19 protein-coding genes are annotated in these 19,478 nt (G+C 70.0%); 15 read left to right on the top strand and 4 right to left on the bottom strand.

Features of this window, described 5'->3' with window-relative positions; translation table 11 throughout:
- Window positions 1-185: 185 nt before the first annotated feature.
- Both ON27_RS18395 and ON27_RS18390 read left to right on the top strand, forming a co-directional pair.
- Entirely contained in the window at window positions 186-566 is a 381-nt protein-coding gene (locus ON27_RS18395; protein ID WP_043728629.1) for a DUF1304 domain-containing protein, read from the top strand.
- Between the two features lie 565 nt (window positions 567-1,131).
- Entirely contained in the window at window positions 1,132-1,491 is a 360-nt protein-coding gene (locus ON27_RS18390; protein ID WP_043728673.1) for a DUF4254 domain-containing protein, read from the top strand.
- Window positions 1,492-1,709: 218 nt separating this feature from the next.
- On the opposite strand, the gene ON27_RS18385 is transcribed toward ON27_RS18390, so the two are convergent.
- Window positions 1,710-2,318, bottom strand: a complete 609-nt coding sequence (locus tag ON27_RS18385) for a DUF4126 domain-containing protein (RefSeq protein ID WP_043728625.1) — start codon at window positions 2,316-2,318, stop codon at window positions 1,710-1,712.
- Between the two features lie 299 nt (window positions 2,319-2,617).
- On the opposite strand from ON27_RS18385, the gene map reads away from it, so the two are divergent.
- The 5 genes from map to ON27_RS18360 all read left to right on the top strand — a co-directional run bounded on the left by map (window position 2,618) and on the right by ON27_RS18360 (window position 6,471).
- Window positions 2,618-3,481: a type I methionyl aminopeptidase gene (map, locus tag ON27_RS18380; RefSeq protein ID WP_043728622.1), complete on the top strand. Its 864-nt coding sequence runs from the start codon at window positions 2,618-2,620 to the stop codon at window positions 3,479-3,481.
- A 67-nt stretch (window positions 3,482-3,548) separates the two neighbouring features.
- A complete protein-coding gene (locus ON27_RS18375) occupies window positions 3,549-5,087 on the top strand; it encodes a cobyric acid synthase (RefSeq protein ID WP_043728619.1) in 1,539 nt (512 codons plus the stop codon).
- A gap of 126 nt (window positions 5,088-5,213) precedes the next feature.
- Window positions 5,214-5,462, top strand: a complete 249-nt coding sequence (locus ON27_RS18370; RefSeq protein WP_043728670.1) for an AbrB/MazE/SpoVT family DNA-binding domain-containing protein — start codon at window positions 5,214-5,216, stop codon at window positions 5,460-5,462.
- Window positions 5,459-5,851, top strand: a complete 393-nt coding sequence (locus ON27_RS18365; protein WP_043728615.1) for a type II toxin-antitoxin system VapC family toxin — start codon at window positions 5,459-5,461, stop codon at window positions 5,849-5,851. The genes ON27_RS18370 and ON27_RS18365 overlap by 4 nt, the downstream gene beginning before the upstream one ends.
- A gap of 56 nt (window positions 5,852-5,907) precedes the next feature.
- The gene (locus ON27_RS18360; protein ID WP_043728613.1) at window positions 5,908-6,471 is read left to right on the top strand and encodes an alpha/beta hydrolase; all 564 of its coding nucleotides are present in this window, start codon (window positions 5,908-5,910) and stop codon (window positions 6,469-6,471) included.
- Here the strand turns inward: ON27_RS18360 and ON27_RS18355 are convergent.
- The gene (locus tag ON27_RS18355) at window positions 6,451-7,527 is read right to left on the bottom strand and encodes an alpha/beta hydrolase (protein ID WP_051046745.1); all 1,077 of its coding nucleotides are present in this window, start codon (window positions 7,525-7,527) and stop codon (window positions 6,451-6,453) included. The two genes, ON27_RS18360 and ON27_RS18355, sit on opposite strands and share 21 nt — an antisense overlap.
- Before the next feature lie 300 nt (window positions 7,528-7,827).
- Here ON27_RS18355 and mqo point away from each other — a divergent pair, with 300 nt between their 5' ends.
- The 6 genes from mqo (at window position 7,828) to ON27_RS18325 (ending at window position 14,470) form a co-directional block, all read left to right on the top strand.
- The gene (mqo, locus tag ON27_RS18350) at window positions 7,828-9,342 is read left to right on the top strand and encodes a malate dehydrogenase (quinone) (RefSeq protein WP_051046744.1); all 1,515 of its coding nucleotides are present in this window, start codon (window positions 7,828-7,830) and stop codon (window positions 9,340-9,342) included.
- Window positions 9,343-9,361: 19 nt separating this feature from the next.
- A complete protein-coding gene (locus ON27_RS18345) occupies window positions 9,362-9,817 on the top strand; it encodes a GNAT family N-acetyltransferase (RefSeq protein WP_043728609.1) in 456 nt (151 codons plus the stop codon).
- Window positions 9,818-9,975: 158 nt separating this feature from the next.
- Window positions 9,976-11,979 carry a magnesium chelatase subunit D family protein gene (locus ON27_RS18340; RefSeq protein ID WP_051046743.1) on the top strand — a complete coding sequence of 668 codons (2,004 nt, stop codon included), beginning with the start codon at window positions 9,976-9,978 and terminating at the stop codon, window positions 11,977-11,979.
- A 53-nt stretch (window positions 11,980-12,032) separates the two neighbouring features.
- Window positions 12,033-12,647 (top strand): cob(I)yrinic acid a,c-diamide adenosyltransferase, encoded by a 615-nt coding sequence (gene cobO, locus ON27_RS18335; RefSeq protein WP_043728605.1) that lies wholly within the window; start codon window positions 12,033-12,035, stop codon window positions 12,645-12,647.
- A gap of 94 nt (window positions 12,648-12,741) precedes the next feature.
- Window positions 12,742-14,115, top strand: a complete 1,374-nt coding sequence (locus ON27_RS18330) for a cobyrinic acid a,c-diamide synthase CobB (RefSeq protein WP_245560002.1) — start codon at window positions 12,742-12,744, stop codon at window positions 14,113-14,115.
- Complete coding sequence (locus ON27_RS18325) at window positions 14,102-14,470, top strand: cobalamin biosynthesis protein (protein ID WP_043728602.1); 369 nt, start codon at window positions 14,102-14,104, stop codon at window positions 14,468-14,470. Before ON27_RS18330 ends, ON27_RS18325 begins: the two co-directional genes overlap by 14 nt.
- 96 nt (window positions 14,471-14,566) lie before the next feature.
- Here the strand turns inward: ON27_RS18325 and ON27_RS18320 are convergent, their stop codons facing one another.
- Together ON27_RS18320 and ON27_RS18315 are read right to left on the bottom strand one after the other, a co-directional pair.
- On the bottom strand, window positions 14,567-15,664 hold the full coding sequence (locus ON27_RS18320) for an Rv3169 family protein (protein ID WP_043728654.1): 1,098 nt from the start codon (window positions 15,662-15,664) through the stop codon (window positions 14,567-14,569).
- 2 nt (window positions 15,665-15,666) lie between these two features.
- Window positions 15,667-16,797 carry a phosphotransferase family protein gene (locus tag ON27_RS18315; protein ID WP_043728599.1) on the bottom strand — a complete coding sequence of 377 codons (1,131 nt, stop codon included), beginning with the start codon at window positions 16,795-16,797 and terminating at the stop codon, window positions 15,667-15,669.
- Between the two features lie 238 nt (window positions 16,798-17,035).
- Here ON27_RS18315 and ON27_RS18310 point away from each other — a divergent pair, with 238 nt between their 5' ends.
- A complete protein-coding gene (locus ON27_RS18310) occupies window positions 17,036-18,397 on the top strand; it encodes a hypothetical protein (protein ID WP_051046742.1) in 1,362 nt (453 codons plus the stop codon).
- 85 nt (window positions 18,398-18,482) lie between these two features.
- The coding region (locus ON27_RS18305) for a hypothetical protein (protein ID WP_051046741.1) at window positions 18,483-19,478 on the top strand (996 nt) is incomplete at its 3' end.

Genomic DNA, 19,478 nt, shown 5'->3' with positions numbered 1-19,478 from the left:
TGGGGTCGGGTGGACCGGCTGACGGCTCGGGGGCGCGAAGGTACCCGCACGGCGGCGCGTCGCCGGTGTGTCGCGTGTGCTTCCACGGCTCGGGTCATAGGATGCCTCGGCGCGCCGGAGTCGCTCGGGTTCCGTGGAATCCTCGGTCGGCGTCTTCCGGTCGGTGCGCTTCGTGAGGAGGTCGAATGCTCTGGGTGGTACAGGTGTTTGCCGTCGCGGCCGCTCTGCTCCATGTCGGCATCTTCGTCATGGAGTCCGTCCGGTTCACCACTCCCGCTGTGCACAAGGGGGTCTTCCGGGTTGCCGATGCCGAACTGCCCGTGGCTCGGCCGTGGGCGTTCAATCAAGGCTTCTACAACCTGTTCCTGGCGGTGACGACGCTGGTCGGCGTAGCGATCCTGCGTTCGGTGCCGGAGGCGGGATGGGCGCTGGTGCTGTCGGGATGCGGATCGATGCTGGCCGCGGCGGTGGTGCTGGTGGCTCACGACCGCAGGTTCGTCAGAGGCGCCGTGGCGCAGGGCACGCTACCCGCGCTGACGCTGCTCGCGGCGGTGACCCAGCTCTGACCGTGGCCGGTGGACGGGCCGCCCGGCCGAGGAACGAAGCGACGCTCGGGAATCGGGCGGCAGCCGGACGTGACAGCCGCCGCCGAGCGCCCGGCTGGTGTACCTCCCGCATACGGCTGGCAACCGAAAGTCGGTAACCGGGAGAGATTTCGAACTCGGGTGCGGGTGCGCGGTCGTGGAGTCGACTCGGGGTATGCGTGCGCGGAGGTGATCGGCGTCGTTTTCGAGGCGGCCGAGCGGCGTAGAAACCGCTCGCCCGGTTTGCCGAAAAGGGTTGCGGCGGGCCTGCTCTGGGCCTCCGGGCACTGTCAGGAGACCTTTACCGCAGAAAGGCGGACGCAATCTTGCGTTCTTGCATCTGTACGTGCATGATCCAGCTAGCCTAGTTGTGACAAACGATCCGATGACCGGGAAAACGGAATCGAGAGCCAATTATGTTGGTACAAAGTGCGTTGGTGTCGGGTGAACTCGGAGTACGGCGGTGAGCGCGCCGACGGTCGGCGCCTTACCGACCGCGCCGCAATTGTTGTGTGCTTTCCAGGGGCGTCGTTTCCAAGATCGGGAACTGCTGCGGTCGGCACACGCGCTCGCCGAGTTGCACCAGCGCCGTGCGCAGGTGCTGGACGCCGCACTCATCGACGAAATCGACTGTCGGCGCCGCGAACTCGTGGACGACATCAACGACTGGGTCGCGCAGGAGATTCCCCAGCATCGCAACGGGGCCTCGCTGCACACCGAAAGCCTCGGCGCCGTGGTGGATCGGATGGCGCGCAGCTGGGTGGACGCGAATCAGGTCATTCACACCGAGGGCGCGCGCAGCGACAATACCCATAAACATTGGTATCAACTAGCCGAACTCGTGGACGGGTACACTGATCTGGTAACCGACGTGGCCGGTGGCCGCCGCCGTTTGCCCGAGCAATGAACTCGTCGCGACGGCGGTCTCGTCCACGGTAGTGACACTGCCCCGCAGCGTCACACGTCCGAATGGCGACGTCCCGGCGCCGAGTCATCCGACCAGTGGCTGGAACCGGGCGATCACGTCGCCGGCACAGTGACGGCGGGCGCAACGGGGCGCCCCGCCCGGCGTGCCGCGTGGTCGACTGGCGCGGCACGCCCGTGACCGATCCCGCTGTGTAGCAATCAATCCGCAACTAGTATGCGGTCGCGTGTGCGCGCCGCCTTGCGGGCCCGCCGCCGATGACGGTAACGACGAATCCGGCTCGCGAGGAAATACACCAGCGCCAAGCCGAGGACGAGCAGAATCGCCGCGATCACGGCCGCGGCCGTCGGGTGGAACACCGCTAACGTCACCACGCCCGCCACGGTCACGTCCTCGGCGGTGCTGACCACGATGTTGCTGGCCGGCTCGGGAGAGGTGTTGACCGCCATCCGCGTTCCCGCCTTCACCAGATGGCTCACCAGCGCCGCCGTGCCGCCCACCGCGGCCGCGGCCAGTTCGGGCAGCGATCCGTCCTGTCCGGCCAGCAGCGCCGCGACCACCGCGCCCGCGATCGGCCGCACCACGGTGTGGAACGCGTCCCAGAACGAGTCGAGATACGGGACCTTGTCCGCCACGGCCTCGATCAGGAACAGCACCGCCGCCGCGATCAGGACGTCGGTGCGCTGCAGCGCTTCCGGCACCGAATCGGCGAAGCCGAACCGGCCGAACAGCCCGAGCAGCAGGACCACCGCGTAGGCGTTCACGCCGCTGGCCCAGCCTGCGGTGAAGATCAGAGGTAGTGCGGACACGCGCCCATGGTAGGTCGACCGCGGGTGCCGCGTCGGCTGCGAGCGGCGGTCCCGTCGCCGGGCGATGGACCGATGCCGCTGCCGACGGACGTCTCGATCGCCCCTTCCCGTGCCCGTGCCCGTGCCGACGACGCCGATCCGCCAGCCCGCCGATCCGGCAGCCCGCCGATCCGGCAGCCCGCCGGTCCGGGGGCGGCCGCCGGGTGACGGCGGATTCCGCGAGGTCGAGCCCGGGATCGAGGCGCCGCCGCAGGCAGGGGGAAGGGCATCGGCGCGGTGGGCCGATTACGCTGTTCGCTATGTCTGTCCGCACTCGCAAGCCGCTCGTCCCGGGCACGCTCTCGCCCACCCGTGAAGTTCCGCGCGCCATCGAGCGTCCGGAATACGCGTGGAAGAAGACCGCCAACGAGGGACGCGAGCCGTGGGTGCAGACCGCGGAGACGATCGAGAAGATGCGGATCGCGGGCAAGATCGCCGCGCAGGCGCTGGCGGAGGCGGGCAAGGCGGTCGCGCCCGGCGTCACCACCGACGAACTGGATCGCATCGCGCACGAGTACATGTGCGACCACGGCGCCTACCCGTCGACGCTGGGCTACAAGGGCTTTCCGAAATCGTGCTGCACCTCGCTGAACGAGGTGATCTGCCACGGCATCCCGGACTCCACCGTGATCGAGGACGGCGACATCGTCAACATCGACGTCACCGCCTACATCAACGGCGTGCACGGCGACACCAACAAGACCTTCCTCGCCGGTGACGTGGACGAGGAGGTGCGCCTGCTGGTCGAGCGGACCGAGGAGGCCACCATGCGGGCGATCAAGGCGGTCCGGCCGGGCCGGGCGCTGAACGTGATCGGCCGGGTCATCGAGTCCTACGCCAATCGTTTCGGCTACGGCGTGGTGCGCGACTTCACCGGCCACGGCGTCGGCCCGACGTTCCACAGCGGCTTGGTCGTGCTGCACTACGACCAGCCCGCCGTGGAGACCGTCATCGAGCCGGGCATGACCTTCACCATCGAGCCGATGATCAACCTCGGCGGGATCGACTACGAGATCTGGGACGACGGCTGGACGGTGGTCACCAAGGACCGCAAGTGGACGGCGCAGTTCGAGCACACCCTGGTGGTCACCGAATCGGGGACCGAGATCCTGACACTCCCGTGACCGGCCGGGCCGGACGCGATCCGGTCGGCCGGACATCCGGGGCGGCCGCGCACCGGACGGGACGCCGATGAAGGGCGCGCTGCTGGTCGCGGGCACGACCTCGGATGCGGGCAAGAGCGTCGTCGTGGCCGGGATCTGCCGGATGCTGGCGCGGCGCGGCGTGCGCGTCGCCCCGTTCAAGGCACAGAACATGTCCAACAACTCCGTGGTCACCCTGGACGGCGGGGAGATCGGCCGGGCGCAGGCGCTGCAGGCCCAGGCGTGTGGACTGGAGCCGAGCGTGCGGTTCAACCCCGTGCTGCTCAAGCCGGGCAGCGACCGGCGTTCCCAGCTGGTGGTGCGGGGGAAGGCCGTCGGCACGGTGGGCGCCGAGGACTACATCCGGCATCGCCAGGAGCTGCGCGGCGTGGTGGCCGCCGAACTCGCGGCGCTGCGCGACGAGTACGACGTGGTGATCTGCGAGGGCGCGGGCTCGCCCGCCGAGATCAATCTGCGCGCGACGGATCTGGCGAACATGGGTCTCGCGCGGGCCGCGGAACTGCCGGTGCTGCTCGTGGGGGATATCGACCGCGGTGGCGTGCTCGCCCACCTCTTCGGCACGGTCGCCATCCTCGAGCCCGAGGATCAGCGGTTGATCTCGGGGTTCGTCGTCAACAAGTTCCGCGGCGCGGTCGAGTTGCTGCGGCCCGGGCTGGAGCGCCTCGCCGAGCTCACCGGCCGTCCCACCCTCGGCGTGCTGCCGTACGCCGAGGACCTGTGGATCGACGCGGAGGACTCGCTGGGCACCCTCGCCGACGCGCCGGTCGGCCGTCCCCGCCCGCCGGTGGGCGCCGAATGGCTGACCGTCGCGGCGATCCGGCTGCCGCGCATCTCCAACTCCACCGACGTCGAGGCGCTCGCCTGCGAGCCCGGCGTCGCGGTGCGGTGGGTGAGCGAGCCGTCCCGTTTGGCGGGGGCCGATCTGGTGGTCGTGCCGGGCAGTAAGGCGACGGTGTCGGATCTGCGCTGGTTGCGGCGGACCGGCATCGCCGACGCGCTGCGGGCTCGCGCCGCCGCGGGCGGACCGATCCTGGGCGTCTGCGGCGGGTACCAGATGCTCGGCACCCGCATCGTCGACCCGGTGGAGTCCGGGGCGGGCGCGGTCGACGGGCTCGGCCTGCTCGACCTGACCGTCGAGTTCGCCGAGACCAAGATCCTGCGACGCAGCGCGGGGCACGCGCAAGGCGTCCCGGTGCGCGGCTACGAGATCCACCACGGCCGTGTCACGCACACCGGCGATCCGGCATGGCTCACCATCGACGGCGCGCCGGAAGGCAGTGTCCGCGGCGCGGTATGGGGCACCCACCTGCACGGGCTGCTGGAATCCGACGAGTTGCGCCGCGGTTGGCTGCGTGCGGTGGCAGCGGCCGCGCGACGATCGGAATTCGTTGTCGCCGAAGATGTCTCGGTCGCGGCGGTGCGGGCCGCGCAGCTGGACCTGCTGGCCGATCTGGTCGAAGCCCATCTCGATCCGGCCGCACTGGAACGCCTGCTCGCCGAGGGCGCGCCCACCGGGTTGCCGATCCTGGCCACCGAGACGATCGGCGTGAGCGGCCGTATCGGTTGACGGTGGCCACCCCGCGCCTTACCTTGCAGTAAGGAATTCGGCCCCGGGTAAGGCGTGGCCGATCGAGCACGGTCGGGTGTGAGGATGATGGCGGCGGAGAAGAGACCCGGTGGGCGAGGGGGGAACGTGGTGTCCGCGGCGGTCACCAGTAAGGGGCAGATAACGATCCCGATCGATGTGCGGGTGGCGATGGGTCTGCGCACGGGAGTGCGCGTGGCGTTCGTGCCCACCCCCAACGGCACCTATGAGCTGGTGCCCGAAACGCGCACGATCAAGTCGCTGAAGGGCATCGTGGGCTGGTCCGGCTCGCCGATCGGCCTGGCCGAGATGAACGAGGCGATCGCGGGCAACGTCGTGGAAGGCAAGCCGCGATGATCGGTCTGGACGCGAACGTGCTGATCCGCTACCTCACTCAGGACGACCCGGAGCAATCCGCCCGGGCCAACCAGGTGATCGACGGGCTCAGCGAGAGCAAACCCGGCTACATCACGATGATCGTGCTCGCCGAGATCCACTGGGTGCTGCGCCGCGGCTACAAACAGGACCCCGAGGCGGTCACCGACGTGTTGCTCGGACTGCTCGACTCCAGCGAGATCGTCGTCGAACGCGCCGACACCGTGCGCCAGGCGCTGCGCCGGGCCGCCGACGGCGCCGACTTCGCCGACGCGCTGATCCAGCAGCTCGGCCAGGAGGCCGGGTGTGAGCTGACCGTCACCTTCGATCACAACGCAGGTGAGCGGGCCGGGATGCGCCTGCTCGCCTGAATCGGTCGCCCCCGAGGGGCACTGGCGGCGCCCTGATCCGTGTAGCGTGATTCGGCATGGAATCTCGGCAGATCACCGTCGGTGACCGGGCGTGGACCGTGCGGATCGACGGACCGGAATCCCGGCACAGCGTGCTCCTGCTGCCCGACGCGGGTGACGCGGCGGACGTCTTCGATCAGGTGTGCGCCCGCCTGCACAACTCGGATCTGCGCACCTTCGCGGTGGAATCGATCGAGGAGCTCGACCCGGCCGGCGTGACCGCGATCCTGGACGAACTCGGGCTGCCGTGGGTGAACGTGGCCGGACGCGGGATGGGCGCGGTCCTGGCCTGGCAGGCGTGCGCGCGCGGATTCGGCCGTTTCCAGAGCTTGGTCGTGGCCGATCGCGGGCACCCCGCCACGCCCGGGGCCGACGGCGTGGTGGCCGACGCCGCCACCGGCCCGGTCGAGGTGCCGACCACGCTGCTGGTCACCAAGAATCTGCCGCGCGCGGTGGCCGACACGTCGGGGCGGTTCGTCTACGGCGAGTTCCGGGTGGTCGAGGTCGACGTCACCAACGTGGCCACCGAAGCCGACCACGAGCTGGCCACCGAGATCGTGCTACGCACCAGCCTCTGGTGACTTAGCGCCCGCGGCGTCCTGATAGCCCGCCAGCCAGTCCAGCCAGTTGTCGAGTTCGCGGAACGCCTGCGCCAGCGGCTCGGGGCCGGAGAGGAACACGTCGTGCTTGGCGCCGTCGATCGGCACCATGTTGGTGCGGTCGCCCAGGCAGCCCGACCAGCGCTGGATCTGTTTGACGTCGAGCACCGCGTCGGCCACGTCCACGGCGGGGCCGTACCGCTTGGCGAACTTGGTTATCCGGGAGCGCAGGATCAGCGAGGGCACACCGATGTCGAGGCCCTGGTGCAGCCGCGCGTGGCCGTTGCGGATCGCGCGCAGCCAGCCCAGCCGCACCGGGAAGCCCTGCAACGGCTTCCAGTCCAGGTTGTAGTTCCACTCGCCGGACACCGAGTGGTGCAGGCTGTCGCCGTAGGTGCTGATCTTGCCGCCGCCGGGCAGCTCGACCATCTTCCGGAACCGTCCGATCGCCTTGATGATCGGCGTGCCGACGGTCCGGTAGTACGCGGGGCCCTGCAGGTCGAACCACGGGCTGTTGAGCACCACGCCGGTGATGCCCGCGGCGGCCGTGCCCTGGGCGCGGTTGAGCCGATCCAGCCACAGCGACACGACCAGGCCGCCGGTGGAGTGCGCGTTGACCACGACGGGCGCGCCGCCGGTCTCGGCCCGGATGATCCGCAGCGACTCCGCCAGCTCCTGATCGTAGAAAGCGAGATCCGTCACATAGTGCGGCGTGTGGCCGTCCCGCAGCGACCGGCCGCATTTGCGCAGGTCGAGGGCGTAGAACTGGAACCCGCGCGCGGCGAAGTGCTCGGCGAGGTGCTCCTGGAAGAAGTAGTCGGTGAATCCGTGGACGTAGAGCACGGCGCCCGCGGTCTGCGCGACGGCACCGGTGGGGGTGTAGCGCACCAGCGTGGCGTCCACCGAGCCTTCGCCGTCGGGATCTGGACCCAGGGGCAGAGTGCGCTGCTCGTAGTGCGGGCCCAGGACGTCGGGGCGCCAGCCTCCGCCATCCGGAGACGTGCTGACCGGCTCGGCAAGGGACTGTTCGTTCGTCACGCGACCAATGTATTGGACGGTGTCACGTACCGACAGACCACCGCTGTCACCCCGCCGCCGAAGTGACGACGATCTCTGTCGCATTCCGCACATTCACCAGGTTCGCTGCGGGGCTGCGGCGTGGTGAGGTGCACAATTGGGCTTAGGTGAACGGCGGGTAACCTAAATCCCGCCTATGCCGTTCGGGGCCGGCGGACGCCGGAACCGAGCCACACCCACACCGTGCCCAGGCAGGTCCACCCGCCCGGTGGGCCCGCGCAGAAGGACAAGGAAGTCGATCTACCCGTGCCGAACGCTGCCATGACTGAAAAGACCGATGTAGTCCTCATCGGTGCCGGAATCATGAGTGCCACTCTCGGCGCGCTGCTGCGGCAGCTGCAGCCGAACTGGTCGATCTCCCTGTTCGAGCGGCTCGACGCCGCCGCCGCGGAGAGCAGCGATCCGTGGAACAACGCGGGTACCGGACACTCCGCGCTCTGCGAGCTGAACTACAGCCCGCAGAACGCCGACGGCTCGGTGGACATCACCAAGGCCGTCGACATCAACGAGCGCTTCCAGGTCTCCCGTCAGTTCTGGTCCTACGGCGTGGAGAACGGCATCCTGCGCGACCCGTCCGCGTTCATCAACCCGATTCCGCACGTCAGCTTCGTGCACGGCGCCGACAACGTGGACTACCTGCGCAAGCGGTACGAAGCGCTGGCGCCGCACCCGCTGTTCGAGGGCATGGAGTTCATCGACAGCCCCGAGGAGTTCACCCGGCGGTTGCCGCTGATGGCGCGCGGGCGCGACTTCGCCGACCCGATCGCGCTGAACTGGACCGACGGCGGCACCGACATCGACTTCGGCTCGCTCACCCAGGAGCTGCTCGCCTACCTCGGCGCCTCCGGCGTCGACCTGGCCTTCGGCAACGAGGTACGCGACCTGTCCAAGCAGTCCGACGGGTCCTGGCTGGTCACGGTGCGCAACGTCCGCACCAGGGAAACCCGCAGGCTGATCAGCAAATTCGTGTTCGTCGGCGCGGGCGGCGGCGCGCTGCCGCTGCTGCAGAAGGCGAACATCAAGGAGGCCAAGGGCTTCGGCGGCTTCCCGGTCAGTGGACAGTTCTTCCGCTGCGTCAACCCGGCGCTCATCCACCAGCACGAGGCCAAGGTGTACGGCAAGGCCGCCGTCGGCGCCCCGCCGATGTCGGTGCCGCATCTGGACACCCGCGTGATCAAGGGCAAGCCCGGCCTGCTGTTCGGCCCGTACGCGGGCTGGACCCCGAAGTTCCTCAAGGACGGCAAGAACACCGACCTGTTCAAGTCGGTGCGCCCGAACAACATCTTCTCGCTGCTCGGTGTCGGCGTCACCGAACTCGGCCTGACCAAGTACCTGGTCAGCGAACTGCTGAAGTCCGAAGCGGGCAAGGTGGTCACGCTGTCGGAGTTCATCCCGCGCGCCGAGGGCAGGGACTGGGAGCTGATCACGGCGGGCCAGCGCGTGCAGGTGATCCGCCGCAAGGGCGTCGGCGGCGTGCTCGAGTTCGGCACTGCGGTGATCGCCGCGCAGGACGGCTCGATCGCCGGTCTGCTCGGCGCGTCCCCGGGCGCCTCCACCTGCGTCACCGCCATGCTGGACGTCCTGCAGCGCTGCTTCCCGCAGGAGTACGCCGAGTGGACGCCGAAGCTGAAGGAAATGGTCCCCTCGCTGGGCGTGAAGCTCTCCGACAACCCGGCGCTGTTCCACGAAGTGTGGGATTGGACCTCCAAGGCGCTGAACCTCGTCGGCGGTGGTGAGAACACGCCGAGGCACGCAGGGGTCGCGGCGCACGCCTAGGTTGTGATAGCAAGGCGCGATGATGTCAACGGTTGCTCTCAAACGCTCCTGGGCGCAGGATCTCGATACCGCGACGCTCTACCAGCTGTTGAAACTTCGCGTCGAAGTCTTCGTCGTCGAACAGAAGTGCGCGTACCCCGAACTGGACGGGAAGGACCTGCTTCCCGAGACCCGGCACTTCTGGCTCGATGACGAGGGCGAGGTGATCGCCACGCTGCGCCTGTGCGAGGAGCACCACGACGGAGTGAAGAGTTTCCGCATCGGCAGGCTCTGTACCTCGGCGCCCGCTCGCGGCCACGGGTACACCACGCGGCTGCTGCAGGCCGCGCTGGCCGAGGTCGGCTCGGCGACGGTGCGGCTGAGCGCGCAGAGCTACCTGATCGACCTCTACAGCAAGCACGGCTTCAAGGTCGACGGCGAAGAATTCGAGGAAGACGGCATCGCCCACGTGCCGATGCGCAGGGGCGGGGAGTAGCGCCCCCCGCGCCGCCATTCGCACCCGCTCCGGGCGTCTCCGGGGCGGGTGCGGCATTTTCCGGCGGCCGCCGCATCGGTTCTGAATCGAAGGGCCCTGTCGGGTGGACGAGGGCGCGCGCTTAGAGTTGGGGCGTGTCCGTGTCCCATGCCGAAACAGTGCCGACGTCCGATCAGCGCAACCTTCCGCGTCCGGGTCCGGACGGTGAAGCGGGCTTCCCGTTCTCGGCGGTGGTCGGGCAGGAACGGCTGCAGCTGGCGCTGATCCTGTGCGCGGTGCATCCCGGCATCGGCGGAGTCCTGGTGCGCGGCGAGAAGGGCACCGCCAAGTCGACCGTGGTGCGCGCGCTGGCCCAGCTGCTGCCGCCGGTGGTGGACGAGACCGGCGCGCGGCAGGCCCGGCTGGTGGAACTGCCCGTGGGCGCGACCGAGGACCGCGTGGTCGGGTCGCTGGACCTGGAGCGGGTGCTGCGGGACGGGGAGCAGGCGTTCCGGCCGGGTTTGCTGGCCGCGGCCCATCACGGCGTGCTCTACGTCGATGAGGTCAACCTGCTGCACGACCACCTGGTGGACGTGCTGCTGGACGCCGCGGCGATGGGCCGGGTGCACATCGAACGCGACGGCGTCTCGCACTCCCATCCCGCGCGTTTCGTGCTGGTCGGCACGATGAACCCGGAGGAGGGCGAGCTGCGTCCGCAGCTGCTGGACCGGTTCGGCCTGACCGTGGACGTGGCGGCCTCCCGGGACGTGGACGTGCGCATGGCGGTGGTGCGCCGCAGGCTGGACTACGAGGCCGACCCGGCCGGATTCGCGGCCCGATACGCCGAGGCCGATCACGAGGTGGCCGAGCGGATCCTCGCCGCCCGCGACCGGGTGGCGCGGGTGGCGCTCGACGACGTGGAACTGCGCCGGATCGCCGCGCTGTGCGCCGCGTTCGACGTCGACGGGATGCGCGCCGACCTGGTGGTCGCGCGCACCGCGACAGCGCACGCCGCCTGGCGCGGCGGTGACGCGGTGACCGAGGACGACGTGCGGGTGGCCGCCGAACTGGCGCTGCCGCACCGGCGTCGCCGTGATCCGTTCGACGAGCCCGGCATCAGCGAACAGCAGCTCGACGACGCCATGTGCGACGCGGCGGCGCAGGCGCGGCCCGAGGACAAGACGTGTGAGCCGGACGCGACCGAACAGACCGGGGATCCCAGCGGTTCGACCGCGGACGACGCGGGCGGCGCTTCCGGCGACGACCCGGACGGCGGCCCCGAAGACCCGTCGCCGCCCGAGGGGCCGGGCGGCGGGAATTCGCGAGAAGGACGCAGTGGCGCACCGGTTTCCGCCGGGGCGCGAACCCCGCGCTGGGAAGTGCCCGGTGTCGGTGAAGGCGCTCCGGGGCGGCGCTCCCGCGCGGAATCGCGGCACGGGCGCGTCGTGCGTCCGAGCGCCGACACCTCCGCGGGCCTGCATCTGCTCGGTACCGTGTTCGCGGCCGCGCCGCATCAGCGTTCCCGCGGCCGAGGCGGAGGGCCGCTGCGGCTGGACGCCGCCGATCTGCGTGGCGCGTATCGGGAAGGGCGCGAAGGCAATCTGATCGTCTTCGTGGTCGACGCCTCCGGTTCCATGGCCGCCCGTGACCGGTTGTCCGCCGTCACCGGTGCGGTGGTCAGCCTGCTGCGGGACGCCTATCAGCGCCGCGACAAGGTCGCCGTGGTCAGCGTGCGCGGCGCGGAGGCGGAACTCGTGCTGCCGCCCACGTCCTCGGTGGACATCGCGGTACGCCGGTTGTCCGGGATGCGCACCGGCGGGAAGACGCCGTTGGCCGCCGGTCTGCTGCGGGCACGCGAGGTGGTGCTGCGCGAGCGTGTGCGTGATCCGCGCCGCAGGCCCATGCTGGTGCTGCTCACCGACGGTCGCGCCACGGGCGGCGCCGATCCGGTTCCGCGCGCCCGCGCCGCGGCCCGCTTGCTGGCCAGGGACGCGGTCACCTCGATCGTGGTCGACTGCGAACGCGGCATGGTTCGTCTGGGGCTGGCCGCGGATCTGGCCCGCGACCTGTGCGGGGGCTATCTGAGACTGGCCGAGCTGACCGGTGATTCGGTCGCGGACGTCGTCCGCGCGGGTGCCGGGAGCCCGACCGGGATGTCGGTGCGGGCGGCTCGAGCAGCGTGAGGGGTCCGGACGCACAGGTTCGGATGTGATCCGAGGACGAGCAAGGAGATTCGATGCCCAAGGGTGTTCCGGAGACCGTTCCCGACGACGGGCTGACCACCCGGCAGCGGCGCAACCAGCCGGTGCTCGCGGTGCACACCGGGCCGGGCAAGGGTAAATCGACGGCGGCGTTCGGAATGGCGCTGCGCGCGTGGAACCAAGGGTTCGACGTCGCGGTGTTCCAGTTCGTGAAGAGTGCCAAATGGAAAGTGGGCGAGGAAGCCGCTTTCCGTGCTCTGGGCGCGGTGCACGAGCAGACCGGCGCGGGCGCGCCGGTGGAATGGCACAAGATGGGCGAGGGCTGGTCCTGGACCCGCAAACAAGGCACCGAGCAGGATCACGCCGCCGCGGCGCTGGCCGGTTGGCAGGAGATCGCACGCCGCCTGGAGGCCGGACGGCACCGCTTCTACGTTCTGGACGAGTTCACCTATCCCTTGAAGTGGGGCTGGGTGGACGTCGGCGAAGTAGTCGACACCCTCAACGCCCGCCCCGGCAACCAGCACGTCGTCATCACCGGCCGCGACGCACCTCAGCCCCTCCTCGAAGCCGCCGACCTCGTCACGGAGATGACCAAACTCAAGCACCCCATGGACGCGGGCCGCAAAGGCCAGCGAGGCATCGAATGGTGACCGTCGCTATCGGCGCACGGCTGTGGCGAATCGCGAGAGGCCCGCACGAGGGTGGGCCACTCGCGGAGCGGGGGCGGATTTGAGGGCGGTCGTGGTGGCGGCGCCTGCCTCGGGCAGCGGCAAGACGACCGTGGCGACCGGTTTGGTGGGTGCGTTGCGGCGGGCGGGGCACCGGGTGGCGCCGTTCAAGGTGGGGCCCGATTACATCGACCCGGGGTATCACGGGTTGGCGGCGGGGCGGCCGGGGCGGAATCTGGATCCGGTGCTGGTGGGGGCGGATCGTGTGGTGCCGCTGTATCGGCATGGCGCGCAGGGGTGCGACCTCTCGGTGGTCGAAGGGGTCATGGGCCTGTTCGACGGCCGGATCGATGATCGGCACGCCGGGCCGGTGGCCGAGGGGTCCACGGCGCAGGTCGCGGCGCTGCTGGGCGCGCCCGTCGTGCTGGTGGTCGACGCGCGTGGGCACAGCCAGAGTCTGGCGGCGCTGCTGCACGGCTTCGCCACTTTCGACAGCGGCGTCCGGTTGGGCGGTGTGATCCTGAACCGGGTCGGCAGTGAACGTCACGACCAAGTGCTGCGTGCGGCTTGTGATCGCGTCGGGTTGCCGGTGCTCGGATCGCTGCCGCGCCTGGCCGAACTGGAGGTGCCCTCCCGGCACCTGGGCTTGATTCCCGCGGTGGAGCACGGTGCGTCCGCGACGGCGGCGGTGGCCGCGATGACGGACCTGGTCGCCGCGCACGTCGATTTGCCCGCCATCGCGGCCCTCGCTCGATCGTCGGTCACCGGGTCCGCGTGGGATCCCGCCACCGCCGTGCGTGGGTGCGAAGAGACCGACGGGCTGGAGCCGCTGGTCGCCATCGCCGGTGGCCCGGCGTTCACGTTCGGCTACGCCGAGCATCGTGAGCTGCTGGCGGCGGCGGGCGCTCAGGTGGCGGTGTTCGATCCTCTCCACGACGAACTCCCGACCGCGACTGCGGGATTGGTGCTGCCGGGTGGGTTCCCCGAGGAACACGCGGCGGAACTGGCCGCGAATTCCGGTCTGCTGCGCGCGGTGGCCGAGGCCGTCCGGCACGGCATGCCGGTGCACGCCGAATGCGCCGGGCTGCTGTATCTCACTCGCTCGCTGGACGGGCACCCGATGGCGGGCGTGGTGGACGCCGACGCCGAATTCGGACCGCGACTGACCCTCGGCTACCGAGACGCCGTCGCACTGGCCGACTCGCCCCTGTGGCGGGCCGGCGAACGCGTCCGAGGACACGAATTCCACCGCACGCGCCTGGTGTCGGCGCCGCCACGGAACCCGGCGTGGGGCTGGCGCGGAAGTGCGGGAGAGCGTGTGCGGGAGGGGGCGTTGATCGGCAACGTACACGCGTCGTACCTGCACACCCACCCCGCCGGAAACCCCGAGGCGGTGCGCCGCTTCGCCACCGCCGCAGCGCGATTCGCGGGCTCGCGTGCCGTCGGCTGACGTCGTCGTCGGCATCGGCCTGCGGCCGCGCACCTCGGCCGGCGCGATCCGCGCCGCCCTGCGCGAGACCGTGGGCGAGTATCGGATCGCATGCCTGGCCACCATCGCGCAGCGCTGCGCCGAACCGGGCCTGCGTGCCGTCGCCACGGAACTCGCAGTGCCGCTGCGGTCCTATGCCGCCGCCGAACTGGCCGCCGTCGCCGTCCCCAATCCCGGCAGCCGGATACGTTCGGCCGTCGGCACCGCGAGTGTCGCGGAAGCCGCGGCTCTGCTCGCCGCCGGAGGAGGACCTCTGGTGGTACCCAAGCGCGTCGTGGAGGGCGTGGTGCTCGCGGCAGCGCTGTTCGAGCGGTAGCACCGTCGACCGAACCGCGGTTCGGCGCGGGTGTTGTGGGAAAGTGCCTTCGATCGAAGGCCGGTGCGGTTGGTACGCCGGGGGCTCGGCTTCGGCTCAGGGCGCGACCGAGCCCCAGTCGGCGAAGCCGGTGGGGTCGTGTCGGCCGAGGCTGGCGTGTTCGAACAGGCCCCAGCCCTCGGCGTCGCCGCAGCGGGCATGGGCGACGTGGTCGGTGACGCCGTAGGGGACGCGGGCGGCGATCGCCGGGTCGCTCAGGTCGTAGCGGCTGGAAGAGGACCAGTCGCGGCCCTTCCACTGGCCGTGCTGCCAATCCGGATCGCCGCCGTAGCCGCAGCCGACGTGCAGCGGGACGCCGGTGCCGGGCGTGATCTCGATCTCCAGCGGCTTGCCGTCGGGCGTGGTCAGCTCCAGTCGCGCTCCGACGGGATGCCTGGTACCGGAACGGTAGTCGATCGAGATACGCGGCCAGCCGAGCTGCTCGGTGCGCCCATCCGGCCAGACGCGGGTCGCGTCGTTGAGTGTGCGCCTGCCGTCCGGCTCCTCCTGCACGATGACCACGACGGCGAAGTCCTCGAACCGCAGCGGTACGTACAGCCACCAGAAGCCGCCCGACGGTTCGGCGGCCGCGCGGCCGGGCGGCTCGGTCTCGCCGACCGGGCGGATGCCCCAGGAGCGGTCCCTGGTGCCGGTCCACACCGCCGGGTCGACCGCGATGTCGTCGCCGTCCACGTGCAGTGTCCCCGCCCACGAGCCGACCTGCGCGAACCGGGAAGCCTCGATGATCGGCCGGTTGCCCGAGAGGATCAGGTGCGGCTGTTCCTGCACGGCGGGGAACGCGCCGGTCCAGGTCAGGTCGAAGCCGAGATCGTCGTGTTCGCAGACCACCCGGATGCGCCGCAGCGGTTCCAGCACCTCGATGCGGTAACCGCCGACGCGCTGGTCGAGGCTCCGGTCGCCGAGGGCGTCGGAGAAGCGCACCGCTCGGACCGTGTCGCCGCGGCGCACCGCGGCGTAGGCGTCGGTCACCCCGAGGTTGGGATACACCCCGAATCCGGTGATCAGCAGGGTGCCGCCGGCGCGGTCGTGGGCGTTGAAGTAGCTGCGGTCGTAGAAGTTCCGATCGCTGGAGGCCACGCGGGCCAGCGACAGCGGGGTCTGGTGGATCGGGTACTCGTCCAAAGGCACAGGCATGGTCAGTCCCATTCGTATGTTCCGTCGAGCAGCGCTTCCAGGCTTGCCCGGTGCATGACGTAGTCGTCGCGGTCGGGAGTGTCGGTGTCCTCGCCGAAGTGGATCATCCTGCGCTTCACCCGCGCCATCACGATCGCGTGCCGCAGCGCGGCGTAGACGAGGTAGAAGTCGAGATCGCGCACCGCATGACCGGTCAGCTCCTCGTACTTCGCCACCACGTCCGCGCGGCGCAGGAAGTCGGGCAGCCCCGGCTGGCCGAAACGGGTGGCCAGGTCCTGGAAGAACCGGTGGATGAAGATCACCCAGCCCAGGTCGAGCTCGCGCGGGCCCAGTGCCGCCATTTCCCAGTCCAGCACCGCCGCGGGGTCGAGTTCGCGAAAGATGATGTTGCCGGGGCGAGCATCGCCCCAGCTGAGCACGTCCGGGCCGGGGTCGGTGGGCCAGTGCTCGTCGAGCCAGGCGAAACTCCGCTCGATGAGCGGGATCCGGAAGCCGTCGTCGGCCAGTCCCCATCGGTACCACGAGCGCTGCGCGGCGACGTGCCTGCGCAGCGACTCGCCGGGCCCGCTCAGCATCGGGAACAGCGCGGCGGGCTCGGGGATGCCGTGGATCTTGGCGATCACCTCGACGGTGTTGTGCGTGAGCCGCAGCCGTTCGGCGGGACTCGCGTCGAACAGCCAGCCGACGAACACGTACGGCGGATTGTCCGTCGGCACCCGTCCGTCGATCCGGCGCATCACGAAGAACGGTGTGCCGAGGGGCTTTTCGTCGGTCTCCAGCCAGCACAGGCCGGGCAGCGGCACGTCGCTGGCGGCGGCGACGCCGGCCATCACCTGGTACTGGGTGGCCAGGTCGTAGGTCTCGAACACCGGGAACGACCCGGCCTCGGGCGCCATCCGCGCGACGAAGGACCCGTGCTCCCGGCGTCCCGCGGCGCTCCACTCGGCGTCGAACAGGATCGACGTGCTGGACATGCCGCCGGACTGCGGACGCGACAATTCGGAGATCCGCGGTAGTTCGTCGGCGGAGACCTTCGTGCCGAGCCAGCGTGCCAGGTCCCCGGCGAGCACGTCCAGGTCGCGTTCGCTGACGGTCAGCTGCTGTCGCTGTGCCGGGTCGGGATCGTCGGTCATGTTGTCCTCCTGACACGTGCGGCCCGGCCGCACCGCCCCTGATGCTCCGGGATACGCGGACTGTAACGCGTTCTAGTTGTTGGCGGGCCGGAACCGCGAGACCGAGTGCACGCCGCCGGTGGGGCTGGCACGTAGACCGGAAGATGTACGCGGAAAACCGGGGTTTTCCCGGAGGTCATGCCATGACCTGGCCGGATAGGTTCGGCTCGCGGAAATGTCGGCTCGCGAGGGGAGCGGTGTGGGTACGGTCGGAACGAATGTCGCGAATCCGAGCAACGGCGCAGCGGTCGCTAGCGAGCGGCGGCCCTGGAGCCCGCCCACCCGGATCGCGTTCCGGTTCGTCTTCGCCTACCTCGGGCTGTTCTGCGTATTGATGGCGCAGATCCTGTTCGTCTTCACGGGCATCGTGAGCAAGTGGCTGCCGGAAAGCGCGGTCATCTGGCAGCTGCGCGCGACAGGCCCGCTGCTCGGCTGGGTCGGTGAACACGTCTTCGGTGTCGAGGCGGTGTTGCGCGAGGATTCGGGCAGCGGGGACCAAGCCGCCATCTGGGTCCTGATCTTCTGCGAACTCGTCGCGGCCGCCGTGATCACGGTCGTCTGGTCGATCCTCGATCGTCGCCGCTCGGACTACCGGGCGCTGCACCGCTGGTTCGTGCTGTTCCTCCGGCTGTGCCTGGGTGGCCAGATGCTGTTCTACGGTCTGGCCAAGGCCATTCCGTCGCAGATGCCCCCGCCATCGCTCACCGCGCTGCTGCAGCCGTACGGCACGATGAGCCCCGCGTCGGTGCTGTGGAACCAGGTCGGTGCCGCGCCCGCCTACGAGATCCTGCTCGGCACGGCCGAGGTGCTCGGCGGTCTGCTGCTGTTCGTGCCGCGCACCGCCACCCTCGGCGCGTTGCTCAGCCTGGTGAGCATGGCGCAGGTCTTCGTGCTGAACATGACCTACGACGTGCCGGTGAAGATCCTCTCCTTCCATTTGCTGCTGTTGTCGCTGGTCGTACTGGCGCCACAGGCTCGGCGGCTGGCGGATGTGCTCGTGCTGGAACGGCCGTCCGAGCCGGCCGCGCAGCCTGCCCTGTTCGGTTCCCGGCGCGCGAACCGGCTGGCGGCGGGGGTGCAGGTCGCGCTGGGACTGTGGGTGCTGATCGGTGGTGTGCACATCGGCTGGCAAGCCTGGCGCGAGGCGGGTGGCGGCGCGCCGAAGCCCGCGCTGTACGGCATCTGGACCGTCGGCGAGTTCACCAGGGACGGGCATCCGGCGCCACCGCTGATCACCGACGAGAACCGCTGGCGGCGAATGATCTTCGACCGGCCCGGCACCACGGTGCAGACGATGGACGGCTCGTTCGTCCCCGTCGTGGCGACGGTGGACGAGGCCGCTCACACCATGGTGTTGTCGGCCGCGCCGCAGTCGCCGGAGACGCCGCCCGCCCGTTCGGGCGCCTTCACTTTCACCCGGCCCACCCCGGACACGCTGTTGCTGACCGGGGAGCTGAACGGTACGCCGGTCACCGTGTCGCTCGACCGCATGGACCTGGACTCCTTCCCGCTGCGCAGCCGGGGCTTCCACTTCGTTCAGGAGTACCCGTATTTCCGTTGACCCGGGAGATCCAGCCGAAAACCGCTACGGCCGCGGCGGTTTTCGATACCTTCGGTCTGCATCGACTCGGACTGGAGGGACCGCCGTGACCGAAGCGATCCTCGATCGGACGGACGCCGACACGGGCGCGCGAGATACCGGTACCCGGCCCTGGCGGGGCGGCACCCGAGTGGCGTTCCGCTTCGTCTTCCTGTACATCGGGCTGTTCTGCCTGGTGTACCCGTCGATCCTGCCCGAGTTCCTGGGACTGGCGCGCGAATGGCTGCCGGACTGGGTGAACTCCGGCGTGGCCCGGGCACTGCGCCCGGTGGTCGAGTGGACCGGCACGCGGGTGTTCGGCGCGTCCGTGGCGGCGAACACGGCATCGATCAGCGGAGACCAGGCGTACTTCTGGGTGCTGGTATTCGTCGTCCTGGTTGCCGCGCTGCTCGGCACGCTGATCTGGAGCGTGCTGGACCGCGACCGCCCGGATTACCGGGCCGTGCAGCCGTGGCTGCTGCTGTTGGTGCGTCTGTGCCTGGCGGGGCAGTTGGTCGCGTACGGCATGGCCAAGGCCATCCCGACCCAGATGCCGCCGACTCCACTGAGTCGATTGCTCCAGCCGTACGGAGATTTCAGTCCGATGGCGGTGCTCTGGAACCAGATCGGTGTGTCGCCGCAGTACGAGATCCTGCTCGGCAGCGCGGAACTGCTCGGCGGCGTGCTGTTGTTCGTGCCTCGCACCGCCCTGCTGGGCGCGCTGCTGAGCCTGGTGTGCACGACACAGGTGTTCGTGCTGGACATGACCTATGACGTGCCCGCGAAGATCCTCGCGTTCCACCTCGTGCTGCTGAGCCTGGTGCTGCTCGCGCCGGAGGCCGGTCGTCTGGTGAACGTGCTGCTGCTGAATCGGACGGCCGGACCGTCGACCACACTACCGCTGCTGCGCACGCCCCGAGCGAACCGGATCGCGGCCGCGGCGCAGATCGTGTTGGGGGCGTGGCTGCTGGTCTCCAACGCGTACACCGGCTGGGACAGGTGGAACGAGCAAGGGGCGGGGCGGCCGGAACCGCCGCTGTACGGCATCTGGTCGGTCACCGAG

Source organism: Nocardia asiatica NBRC 100129 (genome assembly GCF_000308415.1).
Lineage (GTDB): Bacteria > Actinomycetota > Actinomycetes > Mycobacteriales > Mycobacteriaceae > Nocardia > Nocardia asiatica.
This window is presented reverse-complemented; position numbering and strand designations above follow the sequence as displayed.

Excerpts from the sequence above, each read along its gene's own strand:
- ON27_RS18395 (WP_043728629.1), top strand. The coding sequence starts at position 186 with ATGCTCTGGGTGGTACAGGTGTTTGCCGTCGCGGCCGCTCTGCTCCAT.
- map (WP_043728622.1), top strand. The coding sequence starts at position 2,618 with ATGTCTGTCCGCACTCGCAAGCCGCTCGTCCCGGGCACGCTCTCGCCC.
- ON27_RS18375 (WP_043728619.1), top strand. The coding sequence starts at position 3,549 with ATGAAGGGCGCGCTGCTGGTCGCGGGCACGACCTCGGATGCGGGCAAG.
- ON27_RS18365 (WP_043728615.1), top strand. The coding sequence starts at position 5,459 with ATGATCGGTCTGGACGCGAACGTGCTGATCCGCTACCTCACTCAGGAC.
- ON27_RS18360 (WP_043728613.1), top strand. The coding sequence starts at position 5,908 with ATGGAATCTCGGCAGATCACCGTCGGTGACCGGGCGTGGACCGTGCGG.
- mqo (WP_051046744.1), top strand. The coding sequence starts at position 7,828 with ATGACTGAAAAGACCGATGTAGTCCTCATCGGTGCCGGAATCATGAGT.
- ON27_RS18345 (WP_043728609.1), top strand. The coding sequence starts at position 9,362 with ATGATGTCAACGGTTGCTCTCAAACGCTCCTGGGCGCAGGATCTCGAT.
- cobO (WP_043728605.1), top strand. The coding sequence starts at position 12,033 with ATGCCCAAGGGTGTTCCGGAGACCGTTCCCGACGACGGGCTGACCACC.
- ON27_RS18320 (WP_043728654.1), bottom strand. The coding sequence starts at position 15,664 with ATGCCTGTGCCTTTGGACGAGTACCCGATCCACCAGACCCCGCTGTCG.
- ON27_RS18315 (WP_043728599.1), bottom strand. The coding sequence starts at position 16,797 with ATGACCGACGATCCCGACCCGGCACAGCGACAGCAGCTGACCGTCAGC.